Annotated in this window: 28 protein-coding genes; 9 read left to right on the top strand and 19 right to left on the bottom strand. The window is 60.6% G+C overall.

Annotation, left to right across the window (positions count from 1 at the left end):
* Nucleotides 1-302 precede the first annotated feature (302 nt).
* From KJY40_RS20575 to KJY40_RS20555, 5 genes are all read right to left on the bottom strand, one after another.
* On the bottom strand, nt 303-1,631 hold the full coding sequence (locus KJY40_RS20575) for a deoxyguanosinetriphosphate triphosphohydrolase (protein WP_230732396.1): 1,329 nt from the start codon (nt 1,629-1,631) through the stop codon (nt 303-305).
* A 68-nt stretch (nt 1,632-1,699) separates the two neighbouring features.
* On the bottom strand, nt 1,700-2,863 hold the full coding sequence (locus KJY40_RS20570; RefSeq protein WP_230732394.1) for an EAL domain-containing protein: 1,164 nt from the start codon (nt 2,861-2,863) through the stop codon (nt 1,700-1,702).
* Nucleotides 2,864-2,986: 123 nt separating this feature from the next.
* A complete protein-coding gene (locus KJY40_RS20565) occupies nt 2,987-3,325 on the bottom strand; it encodes a hypothetical protein (RefSeq protein WP_064598290.1) in 339 nt (112 codons plus the stop codon).
* A complete protein-coding gene (locus tag KJY40_RS20560; RefSeq protein ID WP_007955728.1) occupies nt 3,322-3,708 on the bottom strand; it encodes a phage holin family protein in 387 nt (128 codons plus the stop codon). Before KJY40_RS20560 ends, KJY40_RS20565 begins: the two co-directional genes overlap by 4 nt.
* Before the next feature lie 2 nt (nt 3,709-3,710).
* On the bottom strand, nt 3,711-4,025 hold the full coding sequence (locus KJY40_RS20555; RefSeq protein ID WP_007955729.1) for a DUF883 family protein: 315 nt from the start codon (nt 4,023-4,025) through the stop codon (nt 3,711-3,713).
* A 318-nt stretch (nt 4,026-4,343) separates the two neighbouring features.
* Between KJY40_RS20555 and KJY40_RS20550 the strand changes: the two genes are divergently transcribed.
* A complete protein-coding gene (locus tag KJY40_RS20550; protein WP_085744955.1) occupies nt 4,344-5,552 on the top strand; it encodes an ammonium transporter in 1,209 nt (402 codons plus the stop codon).
* Here KJY40_RS20550 and KJY40_RS20545 read toward each other — a convergent pair.
* Nucleotides 5,549-7,261 (bottom strand): cation:proton antiporter, encoded by a 1,713-nt coding sequence (locus KJY40_RS20545; protein ID WP_230732391.1) that lies wholly within the window; start codon nt 7,259-7,261, stop codon nt 5,549-5,551. The genes KJY40_RS20550 and KJY40_RS20545 overlap by 4 nt on opposite strands.
* A gap of 191 nt (nt 7,262-7,452) precedes the next feature.
* Between KJY40_RS20545 and KJY40_RS20540 the strand changes: the two genes are divergently transcribed.
* The 3 genes from KJY40_RS20540 to KJY40_RS20530 all read left to right on the top strand — a co-directional run bounded on the left by KJY40_RS20540 (nt 7,453) and on the right by KJY40_RS20530 (nt 9,135).
* Nucleotides 7,453-7,689 (top strand): glutaredoxin family protein, encoded by a 237-nt coding sequence (locus KJY40_RS20540; RefSeq protein WP_007955734.1) that lies wholly within the window; start codon nt 7,453-7,455, stop codon nt 7,687-7,689.
* A gap of 165 nt (nt 7,690-7,854) precedes the next feature.
* Nucleotides 7,855-8,172 (top strand): hypothetical protein, encoded by a 318-nt coding sequence (locus KJY40_RS20535; protein ID WP_007955735.1) that lies wholly within the window; start codon nt 7,855-7,857, stop codon nt 8,170-8,172.
* A 69-nt stretch (nt 8,173-8,241) separates the two neighbouring features.
* Entirely contained in the window at nt 8,242-9,135 is an 894-nt protein-coding gene (locus tag KJY40_RS20530) for a pseudouridine synthase (RefSeq protein ID WP_230732389.1), read from the top strand.
* 83 nt (nt 9,136-9,218) lie between these two features.
* On the opposite strand, the gene KJY40_RS20525 is transcribed toward KJY40_RS20530, so the two are convergent.
* Entirely contained in the window at nt 9,219-9,440 is a 222-nt protein-coding gene (locus tag KJY40_RS20525; RefSeq protein WP_007955739.1) for a YgdI/YgdR family lipoprotein, read from the bottom strand.
* 78 nt (nt 9,441-9,518) lie between these two features.
* Nucleotides 9,519-10,121 carry a molybdenum cofactor guanylyltransferase MobA gene (gene mobA / locus KJY40_RS20520; RefSeq protein ID WP_230732387.1) on the bottom strand — a complete coding sequence of 201 codons (603 nt, stop codon included), beginning with the start codon at nt 10,119-10,121 and terminating at the stop codon, nt 9,519-9,521.
* Nucleotides 10,122-10,202: 81 nt separating this feature from the next.
* On the opposite strand from mobA, the gene moaB reads away from it, so the two are divergent.
* Together moaB and KJY40_RS20510 are read left to right on the top strand one after the other, a co-directional pair.
* Nucleotides 10,203-10,742: a molybdenum cofactor biosynthesis protein B gene (gene moaB / locus KJY40_RS20515; protein WP_007955742.1), complete on the top strand. Its 540-nt coding sequence runs from the start codon at nt 10,203-10,205 to the stop codon at nt 10,740-10,742.
* Complete coding sequence (locus tag KJY40_RS20510) at nt 10,726-11,952, top strand: molybdopterin molybdotransferase MoeA (RefSeq protein ID WP_230732386.1); 1,227 nt, start codon at nt 10,726-10,728, stop codon at nt 11,950-11,952. The genes moaB and KJY40_RS20510 overlap by 17 nt, the downstream gene beginning before the upstream one ends.
* A 57-nt stretch (nt 11,953-12,009) precedes the next feature.
* On the opposite strand, the gene KJY40_RS20505 is transcribed toward KJY40_RS20510, so the two are convergent.
* Nucleotides 12,010-12,318: a hypothetical protein gene (locus KJY40_RS20505; protein WP_230732384.1), complete on the bottom strand. Its 309-nt coding sequence runs from the start codon at nt 12,316-12,318 to the stop codon at nt 12,010-12,012.
* Between the two features lie 314 nt (nt 12,319-12,632).
* On the opposite strand from KJY40_RS20505, the gene yegS reads away from it, so the two are divergent.
* On the top strand, nt 12,633-13,550 hold the full coding sequence (gene yegS, locus KJY40_RS20500) for a lipid kinase YegS (protein ID WP_230732383.1): 918 nt from the start codon (nt 12,633-12,635) through the stop codon (nt 13,548-13,550).
* Here the strand turns inward: yegS and KJY40_RS20495 are convergent.
* The 3 genes from KJY40_RS20495 to KJY40_RS20485 all read right to left on the bottom strand — a co-directional run bounded on the left by KJY40_RS20495 (nt 13,534) and on the right by KJY40_RS20485 (nt 16,037).
* Nucleotides 13,534-14,193, bottom strand: a complete 660-nt coding sequence (locus KJY40_RS20495) for a response regulator transcription factor (protein WP_230732381.1) — start codon at nt 14,191-14,193, stop codon at nt 13,534-13,536. The genes yegS and KJY40_RS20495 overlap by 17 nt on opposite strands.
* Complete coding sequence (locus KJY40_RS20490) at nt 14,190-15,083, bottom strand: sensor histidine kinase (protein WP_230737731.1); 894 nt, start codon at nt 15,081-15,083, stop codon at nt 14,190-14,192. Before KJY40_RS20490 ends, KJY40_RS20495 begins: the two co-directional genes overlap by 4 nt.
* A gap of 483 nt (nt 15,084-15,566) precedes the next feature.
* Complete coding sequence (locus KJY40_RS20485) at nt 15,567-16,037, bottom strand: hypothetical protein (protein ID WP_230732378.1); 471 nt, start codon at nt 16,035-16,037, stop codon at nt 15,567-15,569.
* Nucleotides 16,038-16,489: 452 nt separating this feature from the next.
* Between KJY40_RS20485 and KJY40_RS20480 the strand changes: the two genes are divergently transcribed.
* Both KJY40_RS20480 and KJY40_RS20475 read left to right on the top strand, forming a co-directional pair.
* Complete coding sequence (locus tag KJY40_RS20480) at nt 16,490-17,425, top strand: chemotaxis protein CheV (RefSeq protein ID WP_230732376.1); 936 nt, start codon at nt 16,490-16,492, stop codon at nt 17,423-17,425.
* A 90-nt stretch (nt 17,426-17,515) separates the two neighbouring features.
* Nucleotides 17,516-18,322: an MOSC domain-containing protein gene (locus KJY40_RS20475; RefSeq protein ID WP_085744946.1), complete on the top strand. Its 807-nt coding sequence runs from the start codon at nt 17,516-17,518 to the stop codon at nt 18,320-18,322.
* A gap of 71 nt (nt 18,323-18,393) precedes the next feature.
* Here KJY40_RS20475 and ppnP read toward each other — a convergent pair whose 3' ends face one another.
* The 7 genes from ppnP to KJY40_RS20440 all read right to left on the bottom strand — a co-directional run bounded on the left by ppnP (nt 18,394) and on the right by KJY40_RS20440 (nt 25,872).
* Complete coding sequence (gene ppnP / locus KJY40_RS20470; RefSeq protein WP_007940055.1) at nt 18,394-18,678, bottom strand: pyrimidine/purine nucleoside phosphorylase; 285 nt, start codon at nt 18,676-18,678, stop codon at nt 18,394-18,396.
* Between the two features lie 82 nt (nt 18,679-18,760).
* On the bottom strand, nt 18,761-19,303 hold the full coding sequence (locus KJY40_RS20465; RefSeq protein ID WP_115078722.1) for an exonuclease domain-containing protein: 543 nt from the start codon (nt 19,301-19,303) through the stop codon (nt 18,761-18,763).
* A gap of 69 nt (nt 19,304-19,372) precedes the next feature.
* A complete protein-coding gene (locus KJY40_RS20460; protein ID WP_230732374.1) occupies nt 19,373-21,334 on the bottom strand; it encodes an acetyl/propionyl/methylcrotonyl-CoA carboxylase subunit alpha in 1,962 nt (653 codons plus the stop codon).
* 67 nt (nt 21,335-21,401) lie between these two features.
* Entirely contained in the window at nt 21,402-22,199 is a 798-nt protein-coding gene (locus KJY40_RS20455; protein ID WP_230732372.1) for an enoyl-CoA hydratase/isomerase family protein, read from the bottom strand.
* Entirely contained in the window at nt 22,196-23,353 is a 1,158-nt protein-coding gene (atuD, locus tag KJY40_RS20450; protein ID WP_007908685.1) for a citronellyl-CoA dehydrogenase, read from the bottom strand. The genes KJY40_RS20455 and atuD overlap by 4 nt, the downstream gene beginning before the upstream one ends.
* Before the next feature lie 29 nt (nt 23,354-23,382).
* Nucleotides 23,383-24,999 (bottom strand): acyl-CoA carboxylase subunit beta, encoded by a 1,617-nt coding sequence (gene atuC / locus KJY40_RS20445; RefSeq protein ID WP_230732369.1) that lies wholly within the window; start codon nt 24,997-24,999, stop codon nt 23,383-23,385.
* Between the two features lie 3 nt (nt 25,000-25,002).
* A complete protein-coding gene (locus tag KJY40_RS20440) occupies nt 25,003-25,872 on the bottom strand; it encodes an SDR family oxidoreductase (protein WP_230732366.1) in 870 nt (289 codons plus the stop codon).
* Between the last annotated feature and the right edge of the window lie 11 nt (nt 25,873-25,883).

Below are 25,883 nucleotides of genomic sequence, written 5' to 3'. Positions count from 1 at the left end.
TCAGAAAAATGAGTAGTCGCATGAAGTGACAGGGGGGTAGCAGTAATCTAGGAGAAGTCCTACAAACAAAGAAGAATTAGACTACGAGTTAACTAGGTTTGGCGTAGGTAGAAGCGTGAGAAGTTCAAGCGTTGTTCTTGATAAGGTTTTAGTCGAGGGGCGGAATGTTTTCTTAAGATGTTCGTTATCGGATTGAAGTTTTATCTTCGGTTTTTTGAAAGTGGCATGAAAAGATGGATGCGAGCTTCGTCACAAAGTGTCCGGCCCGACCGACCCGTTTCAGATCGGTCGGGCTGCGAGATTCACTGGCTGGAGCGTCCGGTCATTTCCAGCGCCATGTCACTGGCGTAGCTGTCGGTCATGCCGGCGATGAAGTCGATCATGCGCAGGAACGACGCGTGCAGAGGACCGTGCGGATCCGGTGCGTTGTTGCCCAGCAGATCGAGGATCCGGCGGCTCTTGAACGACGGCGTGCGGCCATTGTGCTGCTCCAGTGCAGCACCACAGAAGGCGTTGAGCAAAATCTCCAGGGTCGTGTAGGCGCCGATTTCATGCAGGGTCTTGCGCTTGTCCTGGAAGATTTTCTTGCGCGCGGTGTCCTTGGCGTTCAGCACGCAGCGTTTGGCCGGGCCGTGCATGTGTTCCACCAGATCCCCAGACAATGTACCGGCCAGCAGTGCGTCCTGTTGTTCGACGAAGGCGCGGGCGGCAGCGTTGGTCAGGTGCTCGATGGCTTTGCCGCGCAGGATCGCCAGCTTGCGCCGGCGCGAATCCTGCGGGCCGAGCTGGCGATAGGTTTCAGGCAGATCATCGCCGACCAGACCGAGCAGCAGCGACTCGACTTCGGCGTAATCCAGCAACTCCATTTCCAGGCCATCTTCCAGATCGATCAAGGCGTAGCAGATGTCGTCCGCCGCCTCCATCAGATACACCAGCGGATGACGCGCCCAACGCTGCTCTTCCAGTTGCGGCAGACCCAGCTTGTGGGCGATCTGCTCCAGCAACGGCAGCTCGCTCTGGTAGCAACCGAATTTGTGCTTCTTGTACCCGAGGGAGTCGGCGTGACGCGCGGTCCACGGGTACTTCAGATAGGTGCCGAGGGTGGCGTAAGTCAGCCGGGTACCGCCGTCGAACTGGTGATATTCCAGCTGCGTGAGAACTCGGAAACCCTGGGCATTGCCTTCGAAATTCAGGAAGTCACCGCGCTCGGCGTCGCTCATTGCGTCCAGCCAGCCGCGCCCCGCCGCCTGTTGGAACCAGTGACGGATCGCGTCCTCACCGGAGTGGCCGAACGGCGGATTGCCGATGTCGTGTGCCAGGCAGGCCGATTGAACCACCATGCCCAGATCGCTCGGCTCGCACCATTCGGGCAGGGCGCGGCGCAGGGTTTCGCCGACACGCATGCCCAGCGAGCGGCCGACGCAACTGACTTCCAGCGAGTGGGTCAGGCGCGTGTGAATGTGGTCGTTGCTCGACACGGGATGCACCTGGGTCTTGCGCCCCAGACGGCGGAAGGCGCCGGAGAAGATGATGCGGTCATGGTCTTTATGGAACGGGCTGCGGCCAAGTTCCTGCGGGCTGTGCAACGGTTTGCCGAGACGTTCGCGGTTGAGCAGGGTATGCCAATCCAAGGCTGATTCTCTCCGTCTGGTGACTGATTCCCTAGCTTCCCGGTTCAGGCTGGCATCTGCAAGCGCAACTACAATCCCGCCGCATCGATGTCGATCAACAACAGGCGTTCGCCGTTATCGAAAAACTGTCCGGCGGTCAGGCAATACTGGTTGCTGGTCGCGTCGCGATAGGTGTTGGAAAGGGTCAGGCGCCGCTCCTCCCAACCTTCGGCCAGCAGGTGATAGAAGTACGGGCGCCAGGACCAGTTGTGGCCCAGGTAGCGATTGTCGGCCACCCAGCCGCTTTGTCGCCACTCCAGGTTTGGCGTCAGCTGGGTGCCGTGACGGTCGCACTGATAGAAGCGCAGCAGCCAGGGGAAGGCGTCGAGCTGAGGCAGAGCGCTGAGTGGGGCGCGGGCCTGGGCCCAGGTTTGCAGGATGGTCATGAGTTCGCTGAGCTGCTGGCGCATGAACATCAGTTTGCTGCGTTCGGCCAGCTTCTGACGCACGTAGGACTGGCGCAGCTCGGCAAAGCGTTCAACGAAGTCATCCGTGCCGAAAAACGCCTCCTGCGCCCGGGCGAACAGAAAGCCCTGCACGTAACGCGATCCGCACTCCAGCGCGAAATTCAGTTGCGCCGCGGTTTCCACGCCTTCGGCAATGATCCAGCAGCCGGTTTTTTCGGCCATTTGCGCGAGGGCCTTGACCACGTCACTGCTCGGCCCGCCCAGTGCGGCGGCCTGGAACAGGCGCATGTCGAGTTTGAGGATGTCCGGTTGCAGCGCCAGCACGCGATCGAGCTGCGAATAGCCGGCGCCGAAATCGTCGATGGCGATCCGGGCACCGGCATCGCGATAGCGCGCCACGACTTCGCTCAGGCGCTGGCTGTTACCGCCCAGTTCAGTGATTTCGAAAACAATCCGTTGCGGGTCGATACCGTGCCGCGCGAGCTGTTTCAGGCTTGGCAGCGCCTGGTCGGCACGCAAGCGACTGATCCAGCGCGGTGACATGTTCAGGCTGAGAAACCAGTCCGGCGGCGCCTCATGCAGTCGGCTCAGCGCGTTATCGCGGATCTGCCGGTCCATTCGGCGCAGCGCGACGGCCGGGGTGCGCGGGTCGGCGAACAGCGGTCCGACCGACGCCAGTTGGCCGTCGGCCTGGCGCAGACGGCCCAGTGCCTCGACCCCTGCAATGCGTCCGGTGGCGGTATCGATGAAAGGTTGAAAGCAGGCGAGCGGTTGCCCGTCGATCACGGGGCCTCCTTGTCGTTCTTGTTCTGGTCGAATTCTGCCGGCCGGATAGGCGAGCGGGATTGAACCTCCGGATAAGAAATTCAATCCCGCCGGTGTTGCAAGAATGCAGCCAGATGCGAGGGGTCAGCGCTTGCTCGAACTCTGCATGACCAGCTTGATCAGCGGAGCGAGGCTGGTGCCCAGGCGGATCAGTCGGGTCAAGCCGCCGACACCACCGCTTTTGGCTCCTTTACCCGTGATGAAACCCAGCAGCGTCACGGCGGCTACGCCCCACAACGGCGCGTGCTTGATGCCGAAACCGCCCTGCAGGTTTTGCGTCATGCCGCGCATGCGTTGCAGAGGCTGCAGGACCTGGCCGGTTTCGTGGCGGATTTCCTGACGATGCATTTCCATGCGCAAACGGATCAGTGCCTTGCGCATTTCCCGGCGTGAGCTGTTGTGCGGAAGTTCAGGCAGGCTCATGGCAGCAGGCGCTCCCGGTCATTGGCCAGTTCTTCCAGCGTGCCGTGGAAGGGCGAGGATTCATCGAAGATCGCGGCCTTGAGACGCAGCGCGCAGAAGATCGCCGCCAGGGTGTAGAACACGCACAGCCCGATGATTGCGGCCAGGCGATAGGTGTCCCAGAACACGATCAGTACGAGGGTCGACAGGCCGACCAGCAACAGCAGCGCAAACACCAGCGCCAGGCCAGCGAACAGCAACAGGCTGACGGTGCGTGCTTTCTGTTCCTGCAATTCGATGCCGAACAGTTCGACGTGGCTGTGCAGCAGGCCGAGAACGGCAGCACCCAGACGACGCGTGGAGGAGGCGGTGCCCGAGTCCGGGCCGGATTCACCGATCGACATGATCAGCGCCGCGTGGCCAGCAGGCCGATCAGGAAGCCGACGCCGGCGGCGATGCCCACCGATTGCCAAGGGTTGGCCGAGACATATTCCTCGGTGGCAGTGACCGCAGCCTGCCCGCGCTCGCGCAGGGTGTCCTCGGTCAGCTTCAGGGTTTCCCGTGCGCGCAGCAGGCTTTCGTGGATCTGTTCGCGCAGCTCGTCAGCCTGATCACCGGCCAGCGTGGCGGTGTGTTCCAGCAAGCGTTCAGTGTCGCTGACCAGAGTCTGGAAGTCGTTCATCAGGATTTCTTGAGCAGTCTTTGCCTTGATGCTGGCCATGGGGGATCTCCGTAAGTGGCGTTCTGAAGCGGTGTTCTGAAGCGTTCGAGTATGAGCCAAGAGTGAAGGTTCATTACAAGTGCTTGGTACAGCTTTTGCTGTGTCGTGGTGCGTCGATCGGTGGCAGTGCGCTGTTGCCGGGCGCGAAACCGGGCAAAGCAAGGCCCGGATGATGAGGGTTCATGTCAGCCCATCGACCTTGTGCGCCAAAGCGGTTCACCGGACCACCGGATCAGTGATCGCGCAGTCGCAACTTGGTGCATGAAATGTGCGCATGAACCGCTTTGGTGCCTTTTTCAGCCTTGGGTCTGCCTCCTCATGGAAAATCTGCAAAGCGCTGTGGACACGCTGGTTCACAGTTCCAACACGTTGTTCATTCTGATCGGTGCGGTCATGGTGCTGGCCATGCACGCCGGGTTCGCGTTTCTGGAGGTCGGAACGGTTCGCCAGAAAAACCAGGTCAACGCCCTGTCGAAGATTCTCAGCGACTTCGCGGTGTCGACCCTGGCCTATTTCTTTATAGGCTACTGGCTTTCGTATGGAGTGACCTTCCTGCAACCGGCGGCGGTGCTCAGTGCAGATCATGGTTATGGACTGGTGAAGTTTTTCTTCCTGCTGACCTTTGCGGCGGCGATCCCGGCGATTATTTCCGGAGGCATCGCCGAACGAGCGCGGTTTGTGCCGCAACTGTGCGCCACGGCGTTGATCGTAGCGTTCATCTACCCGTTTTTCGAAGGCATGATCTGGAACGGCAACTACGGTCTGCAAGCCTGGCTGACCGCGCAGTTTGGTGCCCCTTTCCATGACTTTGCGGGTTCGGTGGTGGTGCATGCCATGGGCGGCTGGCTGGCGCTGGCGGCGGTGTTGCTGCTGGGGCCGCGCAACGGACGCTACCGCGATGGTCGCCTGGTGGCGTTCGCGCCGTCGAGCATTCCGTTTCTCGCCTTGGGTTCGTGGATCCTGATCGTCGGCTGGTTTGGCTTCAACGTGATGAGCGCGCAAACCCTGCAAGGGGTCAGCGGACTGGTCGCAGTCAACTCGCTGATGGCGATGGTCGGCGGCACGGTGGCGGCGTTGATCGTCGGGCGCAACGACCCGGGCTTTCTGCATAACGGTCCGCTGGCCGGTCTGGTGGCGGTGTGCGCCGGTTCTGATCTGATGCATCCGGTCGGCGCGCTGGTGACCGGCGCGATTGCCGGCGCCCTGTTTGTCTGGTGCTTCACCGCAGCACAGGTCAAATGGCGCATTGATGACGTGCTGGGTGTCTGGCCGTTGCACGGTCTGTGTGGCGTATGGGGCGGCATTGCCTGCGGGATCTTCGGCTCGACCGCGTTGGGCGGGCTCGGTGGCGTCAGCCTGATCAGCCAGTTGATCGGCACCGCCCTCGGTGTGGCGGTGGCGCTGATTGGCGGTTTCGCTGTCTATGGCTCGATCAAGGCGCTGCATGGTCTGCGCCTGAGCCAGGAACAGGAGTACTACGGCGCCGACCTGTCGTTGCACAAGATCGGCGCGGTGAGTCAGGACTAGGTCTCCTCATCGTCGGCTCCGGGATAAAAGCCGTGAAGCAGGCGATAACGATCGATGCGCACCTGATCGACTTTCTCCTGCACCCGGTGCGCAGGAAACCCCAGCAGGATCAGGGCATGGGAGCCGAGCATCAGGCTCGACTCCAGCAGTTCCGGCACCACTTCACTGGCGCCGGCTGCTTTCAGCTCGGCCGACTGGCTGTCGTCCCGGGTGCGCACCAGAATTGGCACCGTCGGGTTGAGGCGTCTGGCCTCCTTGAGAACCCGCAAGGCCACATCGGCCTGATCCACGGCAATTACCAGCAATCTGGCGCGCAGCAAACCGACGGCGGTCAACAGATCGCCGCGGGTTGAATCGCCGTAGTGGACGTCGCGTTCGGCGGTGGCAGCTTCCTGAATTCGCACCGGATCGTTGTCCAGTGCGACGTAGGATTGCCCGGCATTGCGCATGAAGCGCCCGATCGACTGACCAACCCGGCCGTAGCCACAGATCACCACATGCCCGTCGAACCCGGCATTGAGGGCGCTGATTTCCTCGATCTGCGCTTCCTGATTGGGCTTGCGGTGCAGGGCGGCGGCGATGCGCGGTGCGGCGCGTAACAGCAGGGGCGTCAGCAGCATCGAGCAGAAGGTGGCGGCGAGCAGCAGGGCGCCGAGCTCGGCGGGGAGCAGCCGGGTCTGCTGCATCTGCGCCATCAGGGCGAAGCAGAACTCACCACCCTGGGCGAGGGCGAGGCCGCTGCGCCAGGCCGTTTCACTGTCGCTGCCGCGCCATTTCACCAATAGCGCCACCACCAGACCTTTGATCACCGAGAGGCCCAGGGTCATGCCGATAATCAGCAGACTGTGGCTGGCGAACAGTTGCAGGTCGATCAGCATGCCGATACTGACGAAAAACAGTCCCAGCAGAATGTCGCGAAATGGCCGGATGTCGGCCTCGATCTGATGCCGGTAATGGCTTTCGCCCAGCAGCATGCCCGCGAGGAACGCGCCGAGGGCTGGAGACAGGCCCAGCAAGTGGGTCAGCCAGGCCGTCAGCAACACGATCACCAGTGCCAGCAGCACGAACAATTCCGCCGATCGGGAAGCCGCGACTTCCTGAAACAGGCGGGGCAGCAGCCAGCGGCTGGCCAGCAACAAACCGAAAAACAGCAATACGGTCTTCAACAAGGTCAGGGGCAACGCCCAGTACCAGGCCTGATCACTGCTGCCGGCGAACACCGGTACCAACGTCAGTAGCAACACGGCCACCACGTCCTGGAACAACAGGACGCCCACTGCGTTCTGGCCGTGGCTGCTGAAGATTTCGCCGAGACTGCCCAATTCCTTGGTCACAATCGCCGTGGATGACAGCGACAGGCCAGCGCCCAGCAACAAGGCCGGTGTGGCGGGCATGCCCAGCAACATCAGCACGCTTCCCAGCAGCAGAGTGGTGATCAGCACCTGCTGGCTGCCCAGTCGGAAAACCACCTTGCGCAGGGCAATCATTTTCGACAGGGAGAACTCCAGCCCCAGGGAAAACAGCAGAAACACCACGCCCAGTTCGGCAAGATCCGGTAGATGTTCGCTTTCATTGATCCAGTCGAATGCCTTCGGCCCGACCATCAAACCCACGCACAGGTAGCCCAGCACAGGCGGCAGGCGCAGGCGACGGAACAGGGCAATCATCACCAGGGACGACGCCAGAATGATCAGCAGATTGGCAAACACAAGGCACTCCGGGACAGGTCAGGCTCTTCAAGCGTAGAGGTAAAAAACACCGGAGCATCGCGTAAATGGCGATTTTGTGGGCTGATTTACATCAGGGTTTTACGAGGGGGCGGGATCGAGCCCGGTGGGTGGGTCGACGGGCTTTGCAGGCAGGCCTAGAATGATCACTCGATTTTTGGGGTTGAGCGCACATGCTTCCTGAATGCCAGTTGTTCGGCACCCTGGGGTGCCATTTGTGTGAAGTCGCGGAGGCCGAACTGATGCCTTTTGTCGAGCATGGCCTGCTGGTGGAACTGGTGGATATTGCTGACGACGAATCGTGGTTCGAGGCTTACAGCCTGCGGATCCCGGTCCTGCGAAGGGTCGATACCGGTGCGGAACTGGGATGGCCGTTCAGCGCCGACCAGGTGGTGGCATTCCTGCGTTAAGGGGCTTTTCTCTTCTGCGTTGATGGCGCTCGTCACCTTCGCTCAATCACGGCTTGGCACTTTTCGGGTTATTCGGTTACTGTATGCGCATACAGTAATTGGGTTGGCCTGCCATGCCGTTTCCAGGTATTCGTCAGGGCAAGCCGGATGTCAGAGGGAGCAACCGTGGTCAATGTCGAACAGTTGAAAAGCAGCGTGAACGGGATGTCGGTTGACGTCGTGCGCGAGGCCGTCCACGAATTGCGCCTGGACGGTCTGGTCACGGAAGGCAAGACTCCCTTCAACAAGCTGCATTTCAATACGTGCTTTGCCGAGATCGAGGCCTTGTTTCAGCGCGCCGGCTATCACAAACAACTGGATGTGGTCGGTTATCAGGGATTGTTGTACGCCTTGTACGATCCGGGCCGTTGGGACGCCGTGGATGTGTTGCGCTGGCTCAAGGAATTCACCGAGGCGGCGGCGCTCAAATCGATCCCCGCCTGATTCCGCGCTAGGTCTGCTGCGCCGGGTGTTGGATAATGCCGCTCTGCTTTGAAGGTTCGAGTTATCCGTATGTCCAGCACACCCACGTTTTCCGCCGCACAGAATCAGGCCAGCACGTTGTATCTGCCCCCCGGTAGCTGGCGGACAGTGCTCGATTGCCTGTGTGAGCATTTCAGTGCCATCGGGCGCGATCAATGGCTGGATCGAATCGCCCGGGGCCGGGTGCTCGATGGTCAGGGTCAGCCGATCGCGCTGGATTTGCCCTACAAGGAAGGGCTGCGCATTCACTATTTTCGTGAAGTGCCAGATGAAAAGCCGATCCCGGTGGTCGAGTCGATCCTGTATGCGGACGACCATCTGGTGGTGGCCGACAAGCCGCATTTCCTTCCGGTGACCCCGGCGGGTGAGTACGTGGAGCAGACGCTGCTTCGCCGATTGATCCGGCGCCTGGACAATCCCCATCTGGTGCCCCTGCACCGGATTGACCGGCACACGGCCGGGCTGGTGATTTTCTCCGCCAACCCACAAACGCGGTCGGCGTATCAGTCACTGTTTCCGACACGGCAAATCGAAAAACGCTATGAGGCCATTGCGGCCGCGCTGCCCGGGCTGGACTTTCCATTGGTGCACAAGAGTCGCATGGTCGACGGCGAACCATTTTTCCGAATGCAGGAAGGGCCGGGCGTAAGTAACACCGAAACGGCGGTTGAGGTTCTTGAAAAGAACGGTGAACTCTGGCGCTACGGCCTGTATCCGGTGACCGGCAAGAAGCATCAGCTGCGGGTACACATGACGGCACTCGGTGCGAGCATCTGCAATGATCCGTTTTACCCCGAAGTGCTCAAAGACGTTGAAGATGACTACGCCAATCCGCTCAAGCTCCTGGCGCAGGGGTTGCGATTCATCGACCCTGTCACGGGGCAGGTGCGCGAATTTGAAAGCCGGATCAGGCTGGACTGGTGATCCCTGATATCGGCCCTTTTCTGTCAGGCACGAAAAAGCCCGCATATTGCGGGCTTTTCTGTATCCGCTGTCGAACTGAAGACTTACAGCTCTTTGACAGTACGGATCTGATCCTTGTTGATGCGGGTGTGTTTGCCGTCCAGTTGTTCGAACTCGTAGAAGCCCGAATCTTCATCATACTTAGGGGCGTCGACAGCCTGGATTTCGCGACCGTCATTCAAGGTGATCACTGTTGGCGAAGCGCAACCGGCGAGGGTGGCGAGGCCCAGTGCGAGCATGAAAGTGGCGAGGGTCCGTTGAGTCATGAGTGTGTCTCCGAAGGGAAATTCTTTTGGTTACTGAGCTTGAGACGTATACAAGGCGTGCAAGTTCCTTGAATGCTGTCAGTCTGACACAGTGTTGTGCGAACTCAACAGTTCAGGGGTGTTGAGATTGGCCAGGCGTGGATCGTTGTCAGGGCAAACCAGGGCCTGGGCATCAAGATTGCGCATCACCCGGCCGGGGCTGCGTTCTCCTGCGTTCCAGGCGTTTTCGAACGCGGGCAGAAGCGCCACCGGGATGACGCAAAGCAGCGGTTCCCAATGATCGTCATGTCGCAACATTAAAGGTTTTTCAGAATTCAGACTGGCCGCCTCGCGCATGCTGTGCAGCAGCGCAAGATTGATGCGCGGGACATCGCAGGGCAGTACCAGCAGATGGCCGTGGCGCGCGGCGTTCAAGCCGGCGCGAATACCGGCCAATGGTCCGGGAAAATCCTCCTCGTCATCGCTCACCAACTGGTCGGCGAACGGCGCATAGCGATCACGATTACGGTTGCAGGAGATGATCAAGTCATCCGTCAACGGCCGAACCTTGCGATGTAGATGCGCGATCAGCGGTTCACCGTGCCATTCCACAAGTCCCTTGTCCTGGCCACCCATTCGCTGGCCGCGCCCACCTGCCAGCAACAGAATGGAGCAGGGTGGTAATGGCGTGTTCAAAGTCATGGCAGCTCTCCGCTGGGGCGGCGAAAAAAGGGGGCGCTGTGATATAACACCGGGCTGTTTCTCCTACAACTGGACGAGCCTATGAAAGCCAAGGCTGATGTACCTTTCGTGCCGCTCAATATCGCGGTACTGACGGTCAGCGACACCCGCACCCTGGAAACCGATACCTCCGGCCAGGTCTTCGTCGACCGTCTGACGGCCGCTGGCCACCATCTGGCGCAACGAGTGCTGCTCAAAGATGACCTGTACAAGATTCGTGCGCAAGTCGCTCACTGGATTGCCGAAGACGTCGTGCAAGTGGTGCTGATTACCGGTGGTACCGGTTTTACCGGCCGCGACAGCACCCCTGAAGCGGTCGCGTGCTTGCTGGACAAGCAGGTCGATGGTTTTGGTGAGCTGTTCCGCCAGATATCGGTGGCCGACATCGGCACCTCCACCGTGCAATCCAGAGCCTTGGCGGGATTGGCCAATGGCACGCTGGTCTGCTGCCTGCCAGGCTCGACCAACGCAGTGCGCACCGGTTGGGATGGCATCCTCGCCGAGCAATTGGACTCACGCCACCGCCCGTGCAATTTCGTCACTCATTTGAAACAGGCGGCGCCTTGTGAATCCCGTGGGTAAGCCGGGCAAGACCGGCACTCTGATGCCTGTTGAAGAGGCATTGGCGCGTTTGCTGGAAATGGCGGAGCGCTCGCGGATTGTCGAGAGCGAGTTTCTGCCTCTGGCTCAGGTTCAGGGGCGGGTGCTGGCGCAGGATCTGATTTCGACGCTGGATCTGCCGCCATGGCCGAACAGCGCCATGGACGGTTATGCCTTGAATCTGGCTGACTGGACCGGCGAACCGTTGCCGGTCAGTCAGAAAGTCTTCGCCGGGCAGGCACCGGAACCCTTGAAGCCAGGCACCTGCGCACGGATCTTTACCGGTGCGCCGGTACCTGCCGGTGCTGATTGTGTCGAGATGCAGGAAAACGCCGAGATTCATGCCGACGAGCGTGTGAGTTTCACAGAGACGATGGTCGCCGGGCAGAACATTCGCCCGCAAGGCCAGGAAACGACAGTCGGTGAGTTGGTCCTGGCCGCTGGAACACGGCTCGGTCCGATCGAGCAGGGGTTGGCTGCATCACTGGGTTGCGCAGGGTTCGAGGTGGTTCGCCGGGGTCGTGTGGCGGTGCTGTCCACCGGGGACGAGTTGGTCGAGCCGGGCACGACACTGGGGCCGGGACAGATCTACAACAGCAACCGGGTATTGTTGTGCAACTGGTTGCAGCGACTCGGATGTGAAGTGGTGGATGCCGGTATTCTGCCTGATGACCTGCCTACCACCCGTGCGCGACTGGGGGAACTTCAGGATGTAGACCTGATTCTTTCAACCGGTGGCGTATCGGTCGGGGAAGCGGACTTCCTCGGAATCGCGTTGAGGGAAGAGGGCGAGTTGACACTCTGGAAGCTGGCAATCAAACCCGGCAAGCCGCTGACGGTCGGGCATTTTCGCGGTGTTCCGGTGATTGGATTGCCGGGCAATCCTGCCTCGACGCTGGTGACCTTTGCCTTGTTGACTCGACCTTATCTGTTGCGTCGCCAGGGTGTGCAGGATGTCGAGCCGCTGAAGTTTTCGGTGCCCGCAGGATTTGTCTGGCCCCAGGCCGGTAACCGCCGTGAGTTTCTGCGCGGGCGTCTGGAGCAGGGGCAAGCGGTTATCTACCGTAACCAGAGTTCGGGCGTCCTGCGCAGCGCTGCCTGGGCCGAGGGGCTGGTGGAGGTGCAGGAAGGCCGAGTCCTGGCCAAGGGAGACCACGTGCCGTTCATTCCACTCAGTGAGCTGCTCGGTTGATTGCAGGCATTTGAAAGGCAGGCATAGTCGCTAAACGATGCCTGCCTTTCAGCTGGATCAACGGCTGAGCAGTGTGACGAGCTGATCGAACCGGCTGTTGGCAATCCAGCCCAACAGTCCGAGCACCATCGCTGTCGCACCTGCCGAGTAGGCAAGGCGATGTTTGATGGCTTTGACGTCTCCTCTGACTTCGTCCATATCGCGTCGAATGTACTTGAGGTGAGTTTCCAGCTCGGTGACACGCGGTTCCATATCGTTTTCTCCAGTATTTCTGGCGCTGCATTTGAATTCGTCTTTAAGACTGGCGCGACTTTCGGAGAGAGAGGCAACCGGACTCACGGATAGTCTTGTTTCATGGCTTTGCATGGAAACGCCCACCTGCCGCCATGGGGTTCTGTTGGCAAATGCCGGTCTGCAAAATATCGAAAGTCCTGAGACTGTATCCACTCATTACATGCACATCCTTGTGTAATTGAATTGAAGATCGCTTGCGCCGATACACGTTGTACCAATGACCGGGCTGGGTCAATTGAGCCGATTCCTTACGTTCTGTACGAAAAAGTACCGGTATGTAGGACGAGCAGGGCGATCTTCAGGAATTAATCAGAAAGCTTGCGACTTTTTTACCCGGGTTGAGGGTCAAGATGTCCCGTACTGATTCAATTCCGGGAGTGACCGCAATGAGTGAACGCAAGGCATTGTTGATTCTGCATGGCAAGCAGGCACTCAACGAGGTGGTTCGGGCTGCTGTCGAGGACAAGCGCAAGCAGGGCTGGGAGCTGGCGGTCCGTCTGACCTGGGAGGCCGGCGATGCGCAGCGACTGGTGGAGGAGGCGCTGGCGGCGGGATACCGTCAGATCATCGCCGGCGGTGGAGACGGCACCCTGCGCGATATCGCCGAAGCACTGGCGGCAGTGCCGGGCAAGGCCAGTCTGGTGCTGTTGCCGCTGGGAACCGCCAACGATTTTTCCCGCGCGGCGGCTATTCCGCTGGAGCCGGGCGAAGCGCTCGAATTGCTTGAGGCACCCGCCCATGACATTGATCTGGGTGAAGTCGGCGGGCAGATCTTCCTGAACATGGCCACCGGTGGGTTCGGCAGCCAGGTGACGGCCAACACGTCGGAAGATCTCAAAAAAGTGTTGGGCGGCGCGGCTTACCTGTTCACCGGTTTATCGCGGTTCAGCGAGCTGCATGCCGCCTACGGCGAATTGCAGGGGCCGGACTTTCACTGGCGTGGCGAGCTGCTGGCGCTGGGGATTGGCAATGGCCGACAGGCCGGTGGCGGACATGTGTTGTGCCCGCAAGCGCTGGTGGACGACGGCCTTCTGGATATCAGTATCCTGCCAGCCCCGCAGGAGCTGGTTGGCACGCTGAAGAATCTGCTCAGCGACGGGTTCGGCATCGACAACATGTTCGTGCGCACCCGCTTGCCATGGGTTGAAATCAAGGTCGCTGAAGGGCTTTGCATCAATCTCGACGGTGAGCCACTGGAGGGCGACAGTCTGCGGTTTGTGGCGCGTCCGGGAGCGTTGCGCGTGCATTTGCCCAAGGACTCGCCGCTGTTGAGCACAACGCCCCGACTCAGTCGTCCAGACTGATGATCTGTTCGCGCACGGCAAACAGCACCAGGCCCGCCACATCGTAGATCTGCAGGCGTTTCATGATCTGCGAGCGGTGGGTTTCCACCGTCTTGATGCTCAAGCCCAGGCCATTGGCGATTTCCCGCGTGGACTTGCCGCGCACGATCAAACGCAGGATTTCCAGCTGGCGTGCCGTCAGGTTGTGCGACTCGGCGACTTCCGGCTGTTGCTTCAGATTGCGGGTCAACGCCTGATTGATCACGGTGTGGGCGATGGCCGGGCTCAAATAGCGCTCGTTGTTGCGCAGCGCCTCCAGTGCATGTTCGAGCTCGGTGGCCGTGGTGTCCTTGAGCAGGTAACCGTGCGCACCGGACTCCAGCGCCTGCATGATGAGCGCGGGGTCGGTGTGCATCGACAGAATCAGCACTTTGGCGTGTGGGCGCACTCGTCTGAGCCGCTGGAGGGCTTCCAGACCGCTGGTTTCTTTCATGGAAATGTCCAGCAATACGATATCGGGAGACAGCAGCTCGACCATTTCGAGCAACTGCGAGCCGTCATTGGCCTCGCCGATTACCGCATAACCGGGAATATCCAGCACCAGGGCGCGCACGCCGGCCCTGATCAGCGAGTGGTCATCCACCAGAAGTAAGTTACAAGTCAACGCATAACCTTATTCGTACTGGCCCGCTCGAGTGCCCGGGGCGCCCAGGGGAATAGTGCTTCGATTTGAGTACCTTTGCCCGGCTCGCTGGTCACGCTCAGTGTGCCGCCCAATTGTTCGATGCGTTCGGCCATCCCGGCCATGCCCCGCTGTCCTTCTCGACCCGGATTCACCGCCGGGGAAAAGCCCAGGCCATCATCGCTGATCAGCAGAGTCAGGCCCTGTGGCAGGCGTTGCACGCGAATCAACAGGTTTTTGGCCTGCGCATGGCGAAGGATGTTGGTCACTGCTTCCTGAGTGATGCGAAAGGCGGCGACGGCCATTTCTTCGGGGATTCCATTCAGACGCTGCTGGCAGTCCAGACTCCAGTGCACCGAAGTGTTGGTCAATACCTTGAGCAGGTGTGCACGCAGGCTCGCTTCCAGACCAAGGCTGGTCAGTTGCCGCGGGTTGAGAATGGCCGAAACGTCGCGAACCTTGTTGAGAGTTTCTTCGAGAGTCTCGCAAAGTACTGAACAGTGTTCCTGCATGTCCGCGGGCAAGCGACGCTTGAGCCATTCGCTTTGCAGCTTGGCGGCGGTCAGCAACTGGCCAATATCGTCATGCAGTTCGCGACTCAGGCGATGGCGCTCGTTTTCCTGGACTTCAAGTAAACGGTCGGCCAGCTCCTGAGGCTGGAATTTGATGGATTTGCGCGATAGACGATGTTGCGTCCAGACGCAGCCGGCGGCCGCCACGTTGATCAGCAGCAGGCCGAGCGACAGCGGCGCAGAGACGCCATAGCTCAACAGACTGCCCAAGGCCGAAGCCGTGCACAGCAGGAGTGTGAACCTGCGGGCATTTTCTCGGGAGGGAGGCCATGTGGTGATTGACTTGAGGCTGGCGTACATAGCGGATGGAGCCAATGGATGTTCGCTGCGGGCAGACCGGTCAGAAGGACTGGCGGTCTCTGTCTGGAAAACTGTCATTCAGGTTGTTGATTTCAAAACGGTTCAGTGATCGATAATTGAGCGCCAACTTCGGTGGAGACCGATCATTGAAGTCACAATGCCATTAATTGAAACAACTAACGGGCGGCATAATACCACTTAACATACCGTTGGTCGCGTTTGCCCTATATGTCCAAAGAGTCAGGAAACAGGCCATGTTGGACGGGGGTTCCATAATGGAAAAGTTGCAGTACCCGACTCGATAATTATCGATGCGTCGGCAAGTTTTCTTTTACACAGGAAAACCCTGACATCAGCAGAGGATAGTCTGCATTCATCGCGCGTAATTATTTATTGGAGGGTGTCGCGGGCAGGTATGAACTATTCAATTGCGACATTCGACGGCGAAGACTGACGGGGCAAAACAGCCCACGGCGATCCCGGTTACGCTTGGCGCTCCGACCAGGTTACGAGAGATATCGGCTTGCCATTGAGCGGCAATTGGAAGTGAGTCTGCCCGACCTGGCAGGCAAAGGCTTCGATCAGCGAGACCTGTTCGCTTTCATCCAGGCCCAATTGGCCGGTGCTTGGGTCAACCAGTTCCAGTTGCCAGGCCATCAGGGTGAAGCAGTCTTTCAGTGCTTCCAGGGCCTGCGCATGCAAATCCACGTGATCCTGAACCTGGGTGAGCAGGCCATGCAGGTGCAGGGAGAATTCGGACACCGCTCCCAACGCCAGGGCATCAGCCTTGTTCGCGAGTTTGAGGAGGGTGCTGAGCATGCAGTCGATGGCGTCCTTGTCATTGCTGATCAACTGCAAGTGGCTGAGGCATTCTTCAGACTTGGCCAGGAGCGTTTCAGCCTCGACAAGGAATTCGGGGAACCGCTGCGCCCAGTCACTATGGTCGTTCGGCATGCTTATCTCCACCACGTCATGTCTGATGAGGGAATGCCGTGTGTGTCGACGATCATGAACCGTCGCGAGACCGCGCCCCGGTGTGCATTGGCACAGACCTGGGGTTTCAAGAGGATGGGTTTCCACTGAACTGCGATCGCACACAATAGCCTGACTCCGTTCATGCAATGAGAATGGCGTCACATTAATGGCTATTGGATATCGCGAACATCAGGTTGGGCCTGATTGTTACTAGGGGATTCCCTTAGGCACGGGAACCTGTGGCGCAAATCGGGGTCGCGCCGAAGAGAATGTAGCAGATGATTTCACCGGGCCAGTAAAGCATGATGTTAATGTGACATCAATGCTTGCTCATGGCATTTTGTTGGTGATTTGTGACGGGATCAAGATCCGCCAGATTCAGCCGATAACCCCCAATAGTGAATTCATCAGAACAAGCCCAGGAGTCATTGATGGCCGGCATTCTCGACACGGTAGACCAACGCACGCAACTGGTGGGTGAGAATCGCCTGGAAATTCTCATGTTTCGACTGGCCGGGCGCCAATTGTTCGCGATCAACGTGTTCAAGGTTCAGGAAGTCCTGCAGTTGCCGAAGCTGACCCTGATGCCCCAGCGTCACCCGTTTGTCTGCGGTGTGGTCAATTTGCGCGGCCAGACGCTGCCGGTGATCGACCTGTCCCAGGCGATCGGCATGCGCCCGCTGGTGCCGGGCCCGAACAGCACCATCATCGTCACTGAATACAACCGTTCGGTACAGGCGTTCCTCGTCGGTGGCGTGGACCGCATTGTCAACATGAACTGGGAAGCCATCCTGCCGCCGCCGACCAGCGCCGGTCGCCAGCATTACCTGACGGCCATCAGCAAGGTCGACGATCAACTGGTGGAAATCATCGACGTCGAGAAAGTCCTCGCCGAAATCGTGCCGTACAACGCCAAGGTTTCGCGCGACAAACTGGACGATCCGGTGCTCGAACGCGCCCGTGGCCGCGAAGTGTTGCTGGTGGACGACTCCAACGTGGCGCTCTCGCAATTGCGCGACACCCTCGGTCAGTTGGGCGTGAAGATGCACATCGCCAGCGATGGTCTGAAAGCCCTGAACCTGCTCAAGGCCTGGGCCGACACCGGAGTGAACATGACCGACAAACTGCTGATGGTGTTCACTGACGCGGAAATGCCGGAAATGGACGGTTACCGCCTGACCACCGAAATCCGCAACGACCCGCGCCTGCGTGGCCTGTACGTGGTATTGCACACCTCGCTGTCCGGCAGTTTCAACGACTCGATGGTGAAGAAGGTCGGGTGCGACAACTTCCTCTCCAAGTTCCAGCCGGACAAACTGGTCGATGTGGTCCGCCAGCGTCTGATGCTCGACGAAGTGCCGGCCTGATCAACCTGTCGAGGCTGACCCTGCGTCAGCCTTTGATTCGCTGACAAAGCTCGTATAGGGTGGCGTTTTTGACCCACCAGGGAGCTGGCCATGCTGCGTCTGAGCGCGCTTTATCGTTACCCGTTGAAATCCGCCAAGGGCGAGGTCCTGCAAGGGATCGGCCTGGACAAACTGGGGCTTGAGGGCGACCGACGCTGGATGCTGGTGGACGAGGCCAGCGGGCGGTTCCTGACCCAGCGTGCCGAAGCGAAAATGAGTCAGTTGTCGGCACTTTGGAATGCCAGCGGCGGCCTGACGCTCAGCGCGCCGGGTCATTCGGCAATCGATGTCGCCTTGCCCGGCAGCGACGACGACCTGCGTGGCGTGACCATCTGGCGCGATACCTTGCGCGTACCGGATGCCGGTGAAGAGGCGGCCCGCTGGGTCAGCGATTTTATCGGCAAGCCGACCCGACTGGTGCAAGTGCCGCTGGATCGCGCCCGGACGACCCAGGCCGGGTACGGCAACGATGACGACCAAGTGGCATTCGCCGATGGTTTCCCGCTGCTGTTGATTGGCGAGGCATCGCTCCAACATTTGTCGCAGGAAGTCGGGCGACCTTTGGAAATGCTGCGGTTCCGGCCGAATCTGGTGATCGAAGGCAGTGATGCTTACGCCGAGGATGGCTGGAAGCGGATCCGCATCGGTGATGTCGAGTTTCGTGTGGTCAAGTCCTGCTCGCGGTGCATTCTCACCACCATCGATCCGCAGACCGGTGAGCGCAGCGCTGACCGCGAACCACTGGCAACCCTGCAGAAAACCCGTGCCCAGGCAGACGGCGCGATGTTCGGTCAGAACCTGGTCAACGACGGCAACGGCCGGCTTGAAGTCGGCATGCCGGTGGAAATCCTCGAATAACCCGCCCTGAAACGAAAAATGCCCGTGTCCTTGGACACGGGCATTTTTTATGACCGCCGAAAACCGTAGGTTCAGCCGCGGTACTCGCACAGGTAAGCGGTGTCGACGGCCACTTTCAGCTGGAACTTGCTGTTGGCTGGCACGTTGAACTGGCTGCCCGCAGCGAAAGTTTCCCAGTCGCTGCTGTCTGGCAGTTTGACGGTCAGTGCGCCCGAGACCACGTGCATGATTTCACGCTGGCTGGTGCCGAATTCGTATTCGCCCGGGGCCATGACGCCGATGGTCGCAGGGCCTTCAGCAGTGCCAAAAGCGATCGACTTGACGGTGCCGTCGAAGTACTCGTTGACTTTAAACATGGGCGATTCCTCTCGAAAAGGGCTTAAAAGGGTCAAAAAGGGTCGGCCAGTATGCACAAGGCTTCTGGCGCCGTCACCTGCGCTAGAGCGGCAGCACCAATGGCAATAATCGGGCGGTATTGCGCGCATCTTCCAGCGCCCGGTGCTGCTGGCCGGTGAACTGCATGCCCGCCAGTTGCAGCGCGCCATTGAGGCCCAGCGGCCGTTCGAGGCGTCGGGCCTTGGCAAAGCGCTGTTTGAGGTTCATGTGCGGCACCCGGCTCAGGGCGCTGTCGAGTTGCAGGCGCTGCCATTCCTGAAGCAACTGTTTGCGGTCGTAATCGCCCCAGCTGGCCCAGCCTTCAAGGCGTGTCTGGTGCTGACCGAGCCAGCGCTCGAAGGCCGGCCAGACGTCGCTCAACGGCTGTGCCGCGTCGATGTTGGCCTGGGTGATGTGCGTGAGCTCGCGGCAAAACGGCGTCAACAAGGGGCGCCGCGTCGGTTTGACGAAGCGCTGGAAGTGATCCTGCTCGCGACCGGCGCGATCCACCAGGGTCGCGCCGATCTCGATGATCTCCATTTCCGTAACCGGCCAGCCACCCTCATCGGTGGTGGCTTCCAGATCTATGACCAGCCAATGGGGCATCGCAGGGTTCCTGATTTCCGCGTCCTGATTATTCAGAGCGTAGTCAAACCTTGCGGATGCGCGCGGCGACTACTCGACCTGCAACAGAACCTGACGATTTTTTACCTGATCGCCGACCTTGACCTGCACCCGCTTGAGGACGCCGTCGATGCCGGCCTTGAGCGGGTGCTCCATTTTCATCGCTTCCAGCACCACCAGCAGCTGGCCCTTGCTGACCGGGCTGCCTTCGCTGACGAGCACATCGATGATGGCGCCATCCATCGGGGCTTTCAACGTGCCGGAACTGACGCTGGTCTGACTGTCGATCACCGCGTGAGTTCGATCCACCAGGTGCAGGCTGCCGGGGTGGGTGAACAGCCAGAGCTGCTCGTCGCGCAGGCGATAGGCATGGCGTTGGCGCAGGCCGTCGATCTCCAGCGTGATGTCCCCTGCGGTGTGCTCGACCCGTTTGAGTTGGATGACACGTTCCGCGACCTGCACTTCAAACACGTTGTCCAGACTGGCGCGCAGTTGCACGTTCCAGTCGCGGGCGTCGAGACCGATGCGATAAAGCAGCGTCGCACCGGCATTGTTGCGCCATCCGGACAAAGGGGCGCCGTGTTGCTGCGCGGCGGATTGGTAAAACAGCACCGTCGCGATGGCCAGCTCTTCGGCACTGGGCGAATAGGTGTGCAGGCAATCGTGATCTGCGAAGTGCTGCGGGATGAAGCCGGTGCCAAACTCACCGCTGATGAATTGCGGATGCTGCAACAGGCTGGCGAGCAACCGCTGATTGCTCTGCACGCCCAGCAACACGCTGTCCTGCACCGCACACAGCAGTTTGCGCCGGGCCTCTTCACGGGTTGCGCCGTGGGCGATCAGTTTGCCGAGCATCGGGTCGTAGAACGGTGAGACCGACTGGCCTTCGATCAGCCCGTGATCGATCCGCGCACCGCGATCCAGTGCCGGTGCCCAGGCTTCGACACGCCCGGTCTGCGGAAGAAAACCCTGGGCCGGATCTTCGGCGTAGAGGCGCACTTCCATCGCGTGGCCATCGAGTTTGACCTGCGCTTGCGACAGCGGCAGAGGCTGGCCCTCGGCAACCGAAAGCTGCCACGCCACCAGATCCAGCCCGGTAATCAATTCAGTCACCGGGTGCTCGACCTGCAACCGGGTGTTCATCTCCAGAAAGTAAAATCGGCCATCGGCATCAAGCAAAAACTCCACAGTGCCGGCGCCGACATAGTTCACCGCCCGCCCGGCCTTGAGCGCCGCTTCGCCCATCGCCTGGCGCAGTTCTTCGGTCATCACCGGACACGGTGCCTCTTCGATGACTTTCTGGTGACGGCGCTGAATCGAACAGTCGCGTTCACCGAGGTAGATCAGGTTGCCGTGATGATCGCCGAACAGCTGCACTTCGACATGGCGCGGTTCGATCAATGCCTGTTCGAGAATCAGTTCGTCGCTGCCGAAACCGTTCAAGGCTTCCGAGCGGGCCGTGCGCAATTGCGCCGCCAGCTCCTCGGCGTGGTGCACGAGGCGCATTCCGCGCCCGCCACCGCCGGCGCTGGCCTTGATCATCAACGGATAGCCGATGCGTTCGGCTTCACGGGTCAGAGTCGCATCGTCCTGCTCGGCGCCTTGATAGCCGGCGATGCACGGCACACCGGCGGCGAGCATGGCGATTTTCGACTGACGTTTGCTGCCCATCAGTTCAATGGCTTCGACGCTGGGGCCGATAAACGTCAGGCCGGCCTGTTCGCAAGCCCGGGCGAATTCGGCATTTTCCGAGAGGAAACCGTAGCCGGGATGGATCGCGTCGGCACCGCTGCGCCGGGCGGCGTCGAGGATCGCCGGGATGTTCAGGTAGGACTGCTGCACCGGCGCCGGGCCGATGTTCACCGCTTGATCGGCCATTTGCACGTGCAATGCGTCGGCGTCGGCGTCGCTGAAAACGGCGATCGTGCGATAGCCGAGGGCCTGGGCGGTGCGCTGGATGCGGCAGGCGATTTCACCGCGGTTGGCGATCAGGATTTTGTGGAGGGCGGGCATGGTGGTTTTCCTGAATGTTGGCGGTGGATTGAAGGGCCTCATCGCGGGCAAGCCCGCTCCCACAGGGTCAGGTGCTCCATCCGGGTTTGCGCTTTTGCACAAACGCCATCGTGCCTTCGATCCCTTCGGCACCGGTCACCGCTGCGCTGAACCAGTGCGCGGCTTCGTCCAGCAATTCACTCGACGGCTGGCCGGCGCTGGCCAGCAGCAGTTTTTTCGTCATGGCGTTCGCTTCGGGGGCACAACACAAGACGTGGTCGAGCACTTCATCCAGCCGCTCGGCGAGCGCCTGTGGATCCTGCTCGACAAAATGCACCAGCCCCAGACGCCGCGCCTGATGGCCGTCGAAGCGGGCGGCGGTCAGGGCCAGGCGTCGGGTTTCAGTGAGGCCGATGCGCTGCACCACAAACGGCGCGATCTGCGCCGGCAGCAGGCCGAGGCTGGTTTCCGGCAAACCGAATTGCGCCTGATGATCGGCGATGGCGATATCGCTGACACAGGCCAGCCCAAAACCACCCCCGAGCACTGCGCCCTGCAAAACCGTGATCAACACTTGCGGCGCGTGCTGCGCTTCTTCCAGCAATGATCCAAACACCCGGTTCAACTCGCGATAGGCATCGCTGCCCTGAGTGCGGGCGTTGGCCATGTCCTTGATGTCGCCGCCGGCACAGAAATGCCCGCCGGCACCGCTGAGCACCAGTGCGCGAACACTACGGTCATCGCGCACGGCGGCCAGCACAGAACGCAACTCGGCCACCATCTGCAGGCTCATGGCGTTGCGGCTTTCCGGGCGATTGAGGGTGATGTGCAACACGCCGTTGTGCCGTTCCAGCAGCAGCGTCTGGCAATCGGGCAGGGCGCTCATTTCTTTTTCCCCGGCAGGATGCCCATCAGTTTGCAGATGATCCCCAGCATGATTTCATCGGCGCCGCCGCCAATCGACACCAGCCGCACGTCGCGGTAGGCGCGGGCCACCGGGTTGTCCCACATGAAACCCATACCGCCCCAGTATTGCAGGCAACTGTCGCTGACTTCCCGGCCGAGACGCCCGGCCTTGAGCTTGGCCATCGAGGCCAGTCGGGTGACGTCCTGGCCTTTCACGTATTGCTCGGTGGCCTGATAGACCAGCGCCCGCAGGCATTCGATTTCGGTCTGCAATTCGGCGAGGCGGAAGTGGATCACCTGATTGTCGATCAGCGCGTTGCCGAAGGTCTTGCGCTCCTTGCAGTACTCGATGGTGCTGTCGACGCAGTATTCCAGGCCCTTGATCATGTTGGCCGCGCCGAACAGACGTTCCTCCTGGAACTGCAGCATCTGCATCATGAACCCGGCGCCTTCGTGGCCGATGCGATTGCGCTGGGGCACGCGCACGTTGTCGAAAAACACCTGAGCGGTTTCCGAGCTGCGCATGCCGAGCTTGTCGAGGTGCGAACTGAGGCTGATGCCCGGCGTGTTCATCGGCACCATGATCAGCGATTTGTTGATGTGTGGTTTGTCGTCCGAGGTGTTGGCCAGCAGACAGATGAAGTCGGCGCTCGGCGAGTTGGTGATCCACATCTTGCTACCGTTGATCACGTAGTCGTCGCCGTCCTTGCGCGCGGTGGTCTTGAGCCCGGCGACGTCGGAACCGGCGCCGACTTCCGAGACGCCGATGCAACCGACCTGCTCGCCGGTGATGGCCGGGCGCAGAAATTCTTCGCGCAATTCATCGGAACCGAAGCGGGCGAGGGCGGGAGTGCACATGTCGGTCTGCACGCCAATCGACATCGGAATGCCGCCGCAATGGATGGTGCCGAACTCTTCGGCGGCGACGATCGAATAGCTGTAATCCAGGCCCATGCCGCCGAATTTTTCCGGTTTGGAAATCCCCAGCAGACCGAGGTCGCCGGCCTTGCGGAAAATCTCGTGGATCGGAAAACGCCCGGCCTTTTCCCACTCGTCGACGTGGGGGTTGATCTCGTGCTCGACGAACTGGCGGACGGTGCGGCGCAGGGCTTCGTGTTCCGGGGTGAAGATCATTTTTATTGTTCTCCTTTAGTCCGTGGCGATCAGAACCGGCTGACGCCGAAGCTGTTGGGTTGCAACGTGCGGATGTCGGCTTCGTGGCAGATGTCCAGCAGGTAACCGAGCAGGGTGCGGGTATCGCGCGGATCGATCAGCCCGTCGTCCCACAGGTTGGCGCTGCCGTAGAGGGCGGTGGACTGGCTGTCGAGTTTCTGTGCGGTGACCTGCTCCAGCATGTCGAGCATTTTCGGGTCGGGCACCAGGCCATCCTTGAGCTGTTTGGCTTCGGTGACGATGCGCAACACCTTGCCGGCCTGGGCGCCACCCATCACGGCGGTGCGGCTGTTGGGCCAGGCGAAGATGAAGCGTGGGTCGAGCCCGCGCCCGCACATCGCGTAGTTGCCTGCGCCGTAGGAGCCGCCGACCACAATCGTCAGTTTCGGCACCCGCGCATTGGCCACGGCCTGGATCAGTTTCGAACCGTGCTTGATCACGCCATGCTGTTCCGATTCGGTGCCGACCATGAACCCGGTGGTGTTGTGGAAAAACAGCAGTGGCGTCTGGCTCTGGTCACACAGCTGAATGAACTGCGCCGCTTTGCTCGCGCCGTTGGGCGTGATCGGGCCGTTGTTGCCGATGAAACCGCAGGCGCGGCCCTGAATTTTCAGGTGTCCGCAAATGGTCTGCTGATCGAACTCGCCCTTGAACTCCAGGAAGCGCGATTCGTCGGCGATCCGCGCAATGATTTCGCGCACGTCGTAGGGTTTTTTCGGATCGTCCGGGATCAGGCCGAGCAGTTCGTCGATGGGGTAGAGCGGCTCCTTGAATTGCGGCTCGGGCAGCCACGGTATTTGCTCGTTCCAGTTCAGCAGGCTGACGATTTCCCGCACCTGACGCACGCCGTCGGCATCGTTTTCGGCCAGGTATTCGGCGGTGCCGGCGACTTGCGCGTGCATCTCGGCGCCGCCCAGTTCTTCGTCGGTGGCGACTTCACCGGTCGCCGCTTTAAGCAACGGCGGGCCGGCAAGAAACAGCTTGGCCTTGCCGCGCACCACCACCACGTAATCCGACAGCCCCGGCTGATACGCGCCGCCAGCCGTAGCCGAGCCGTGCACCACGGTGATCTGCGGCAAACCCATGGCCGACATCCGCGCCTGATTGGCAAAACTGCGTGCACCTTCGACGAAAATTTCCGCCGCGTAATTGAGGTTGGCGCCGCCGCTTTCGGCGAGGGTGATGACCGGCAGTTTGTTTTCCTGGGCGATCTGTTGCAGGCGCAGGGATTTTTTCAGGCCCGACGGGGAAATCGTCCCGCCCTTGATCGCGCTGTTGTTCGCCACGATCAAGGCGCGCACGCCGGACACATAACCAATGCCGGCGATCAAGCCGCCACCGGCCGAGCTGCCGTCCTTGTCGTCGTGCAGTTTGTAGCCGGCCAGGCTCGCCAGTTCGAGAAACGGTGCGCCCGGGTCGAGCAACAGATTCAGGCGTTCGCGGGGCAGCAATTGTCCGCGTTTGTCGAATTTCGGTTTGGCCTCGGCAGCCTTGTTCAGCAGATTCTGTTCGAGCTGCTGGACTTGCTCGATAGCCGCGAGCATCGCTGCGCGGTTGCGGGCGAAGGCTTCGCTGTGCGGGTCGAGTTGGGACTGGATCTGCGGCATGGCTTACTCCTTGTCCTTCAAGACGTCGGGCATGTAGGCCCGGTGAAAACCGTTGAAGGATTCGCTGTGGGTCGCCTTGTGCAGCGGCCAGGCGCGACTGCCCAGACTGGCTGCGCCGTCGATGCGCAAGGTGCTGCCACTGATGAACGCGGCAGCCGGGCTGAGCAGAAACACGATCGCCGCGCTGACCTCCGATTCGGTGCCGATGCGTTTGAGCGGCACGTGTTCGCGCAAGGTCGGGATCACGGCCTTGAACGCGCCTTCATAAGTGTCCATGCCACTGGAAGCGATCCAGCCCGGCGCCACCGCATTCACCCGAACGCCGGCATAACCCCATTCGAACGCCGCTGTTTTGGTGAAGTTGTCCATGCCCGAGCGCGCGGCGCCGGAGTGGCCCATGCCGGGCATGCCGCCCCACATGTCGGCAAGCATGTTGACGATGCTGCCGCCGTGTTTGCTCATCGACTGGTTGAACACTTCCCGGGCCATCAGGAAACCGCCGACCAGATTGGTCCGCAGCACGGTTTCGAAACCTTTCTGATTGATCGAAGCCAGTGGCGACGGGTACTGGCCACCGGCATTGTTGACCAGTCCGTGGATCGGCCCGTGTTCGCGGATCAGTTCGCTGATCAGCGCCTTCACCGCTTCTTCGTCACGGATATCGCAGGCCTTCCAGTGCGCCCGACCGCCGTCCTCGGCAATTTCGGCGGCGACGGTTTGCAGCTTTTCCGGCTTGCGCCCGACCAGCACCACGGTAGCCCCGAGCGCCGCCAGTTCATGGGCGGTGCAACGCCCGATGCCACTGCCGCCGCCGGTGATGATGACGGTCTGGCCGCTGAACAGATCAGCCCGGAAAATCGATTCGAACGCCATGGTGCCAATCC

The organism is Pseudomonas fitomaticsae (genome assembly GCF_021018765.1).
Taxonomy (GTDB): domain Bacteria; phylum Pseudomonadota; class Gammaproteobacteria; order Pseudomonadales; family Pseudomonadaceae; genus Aquipseudomonas; species Aquipseudomonas fitomaticsae.
The sequence above is the reverse complement of the archived record's forward strand: the minus strand, read 5'-3'. Positions and strand labels throughout refer to the sequence as shown.

Excerpts from the sequence above, each read along its gene's own strand:
- mobA (WP_230732387.1), bottom strand. The coding sequence starts at position 10,121 with ATGACTTTGAACACGCCATTACCACCCTGCTCCATTCTGTTGCTGGCA.
- KJY40_RS20490 (WP_230737731.1), bottom strand. The coding sequence starts at position 15,083 with ATGTACGCCAGCCTCAAGTCAATCACCACATGGCCTCCCTCCCGAGAA.
- KJY40_RS20550 (WP_085744955.1), top strand. The coding sequence starts at position 4,344 with ATGGAAAATCTGCAAAGCGCTGTGGACACGCTGGTTCACAGTTCCAAC.
- ppnP (WP_007940055.1), bottom strand. The coding sequence starts at position 18,678 with ATGTTTAAAGTCAACGAGTACTTCGACGGCACCGTCAAGTCGATCGCT.
- atuC (WP_230732369.1), bottom strand. The coding sequence starts at position 24,999 with ATGCCGCAGATCCAGTCCCAACTCGACCCGCACAGCGAAGCCTTCGCC.
- KJY40_RS20560 (WP_007955728.1), bottom strand. The coding sequence starts at position 3,708 with ATGTCGATCGGTGAATCCGGCCCGGACTCGGGCACCGCCTCCTCCACG.
- KJY40_RS20540 (WP_007955734.1), top strand. The coding sequence starts at position 7,453 with ATGCTTCCTGAATGCCAGTTGTTCGGCACCCTGGGGTGCCATTTGTGT.
- KJY40_RS20530 (WP_230732389.1), top strand. The coding sequence starts at position 8,242 with ATGTCCAGCACACCCACGTTTTCCGCCGCACAGAATCAGGCCAGCACG.
- KJY40_RS20565 (WP_064598290.1), bottom strand. The coding sequence starts at position 3,325 with ATGAGCCTGCCTGAACTTCCGCACAACAGCTCACGCCGGGAAATGCGC.
- KJY40_RS20460 (WP_230732374.1), bottom strand. The coding sequence starts at position 21,334 with ATGCCCGCCCTCCACAAAATCCTGATCGCCAACCGCGGTGAAATCGCC.
- KJY40_RS20475 (WP_085744946.1), top strand. The coding sequence starts at position 17,516 with ATGCTGCGTCTGAGCGCGCTTTATCGTTACCCGTTGAAATCCGCCAAG.
- moaB (WP_007955742.1), top strand. The coding sequence starts at position 10,203 with ATGAAAGCCAAGGCTGATGTACCTTTCGTGCCGCTCAATATCGCGGTA.
- yegS (WP_230732383.1), top strand. The coding sequence starts at position 12,633 with ATGAGTGAACGCAAGGCATTGTTGATTCTGCATGGCAAGCAGGCACTC.
- KJY40_RS20465 (WP_115078722.1), bottom strand. The coding sequence starts at position 19,303 with ATGCCCCATTGGCTGGTCATAGATCTGGAAGCCACCACCGATGAGGGT.
- KJY40_RS20440 (WP_230732366.1), bottom strand. The coding sequence starts at position 25,872 with ATGGCGTTCGAATCGATTTTCCGGGCTGATCTGTTCAGCGGCCAGACC.
- KJY40_RS20505 (WP_230732384.1), bottom strand. The coding sequence starts at position 12,318 with ATGCAAAGCCATGAAACAAGACTATCCGTGAGTCCGGTTGCCTCTCTC.
- KJY40_RS20480 (WP_230732376.1), top strand. The coding sequence starts at position 16,490 with ATGGCCGGCATTCTCGACACGGTAGACCAACGCACGCAACTGGTGGGT.
- KJY40_RS20485 (WP_230732378.1), bottom strand. The coding sequence starts at position 16,037 with ATGCCGAACGACCATAGTGACTGGGCGCAGCGGTTCCCCGAATTCCTT.
- KJY40_RS20455 (WP_230732372.1), bottom strand. The coding sequence starts at position 22,199 with ATGAGCGCCCTGCCCGATTGCCAGACGCTGCTGCTGGAACGGCACAAC.
- KJY40_RS20525 (WP_007955739.1), bottom strand. The coding sequence starts at position 9,440 with ATGACTCAACGGACCCTCGCCACTTTCATGCTCGCACTGGGCCTCGCC.
- KJY40_RS20555 (WP_007955729.1), bottom strand. The coding sequence starts at position 4,025 with ATGGCCAGCATCAAGGCAAAGACTGCTCAAGAAATCCTGATGAACGAC.
- atuD (WP_007908685.1), bottom strand. The coding sequence starts at position 23,353 with ATGATCTTCACCCCGGAACACGAAGCCCTGCGCCGCACCGTCCGCCAG.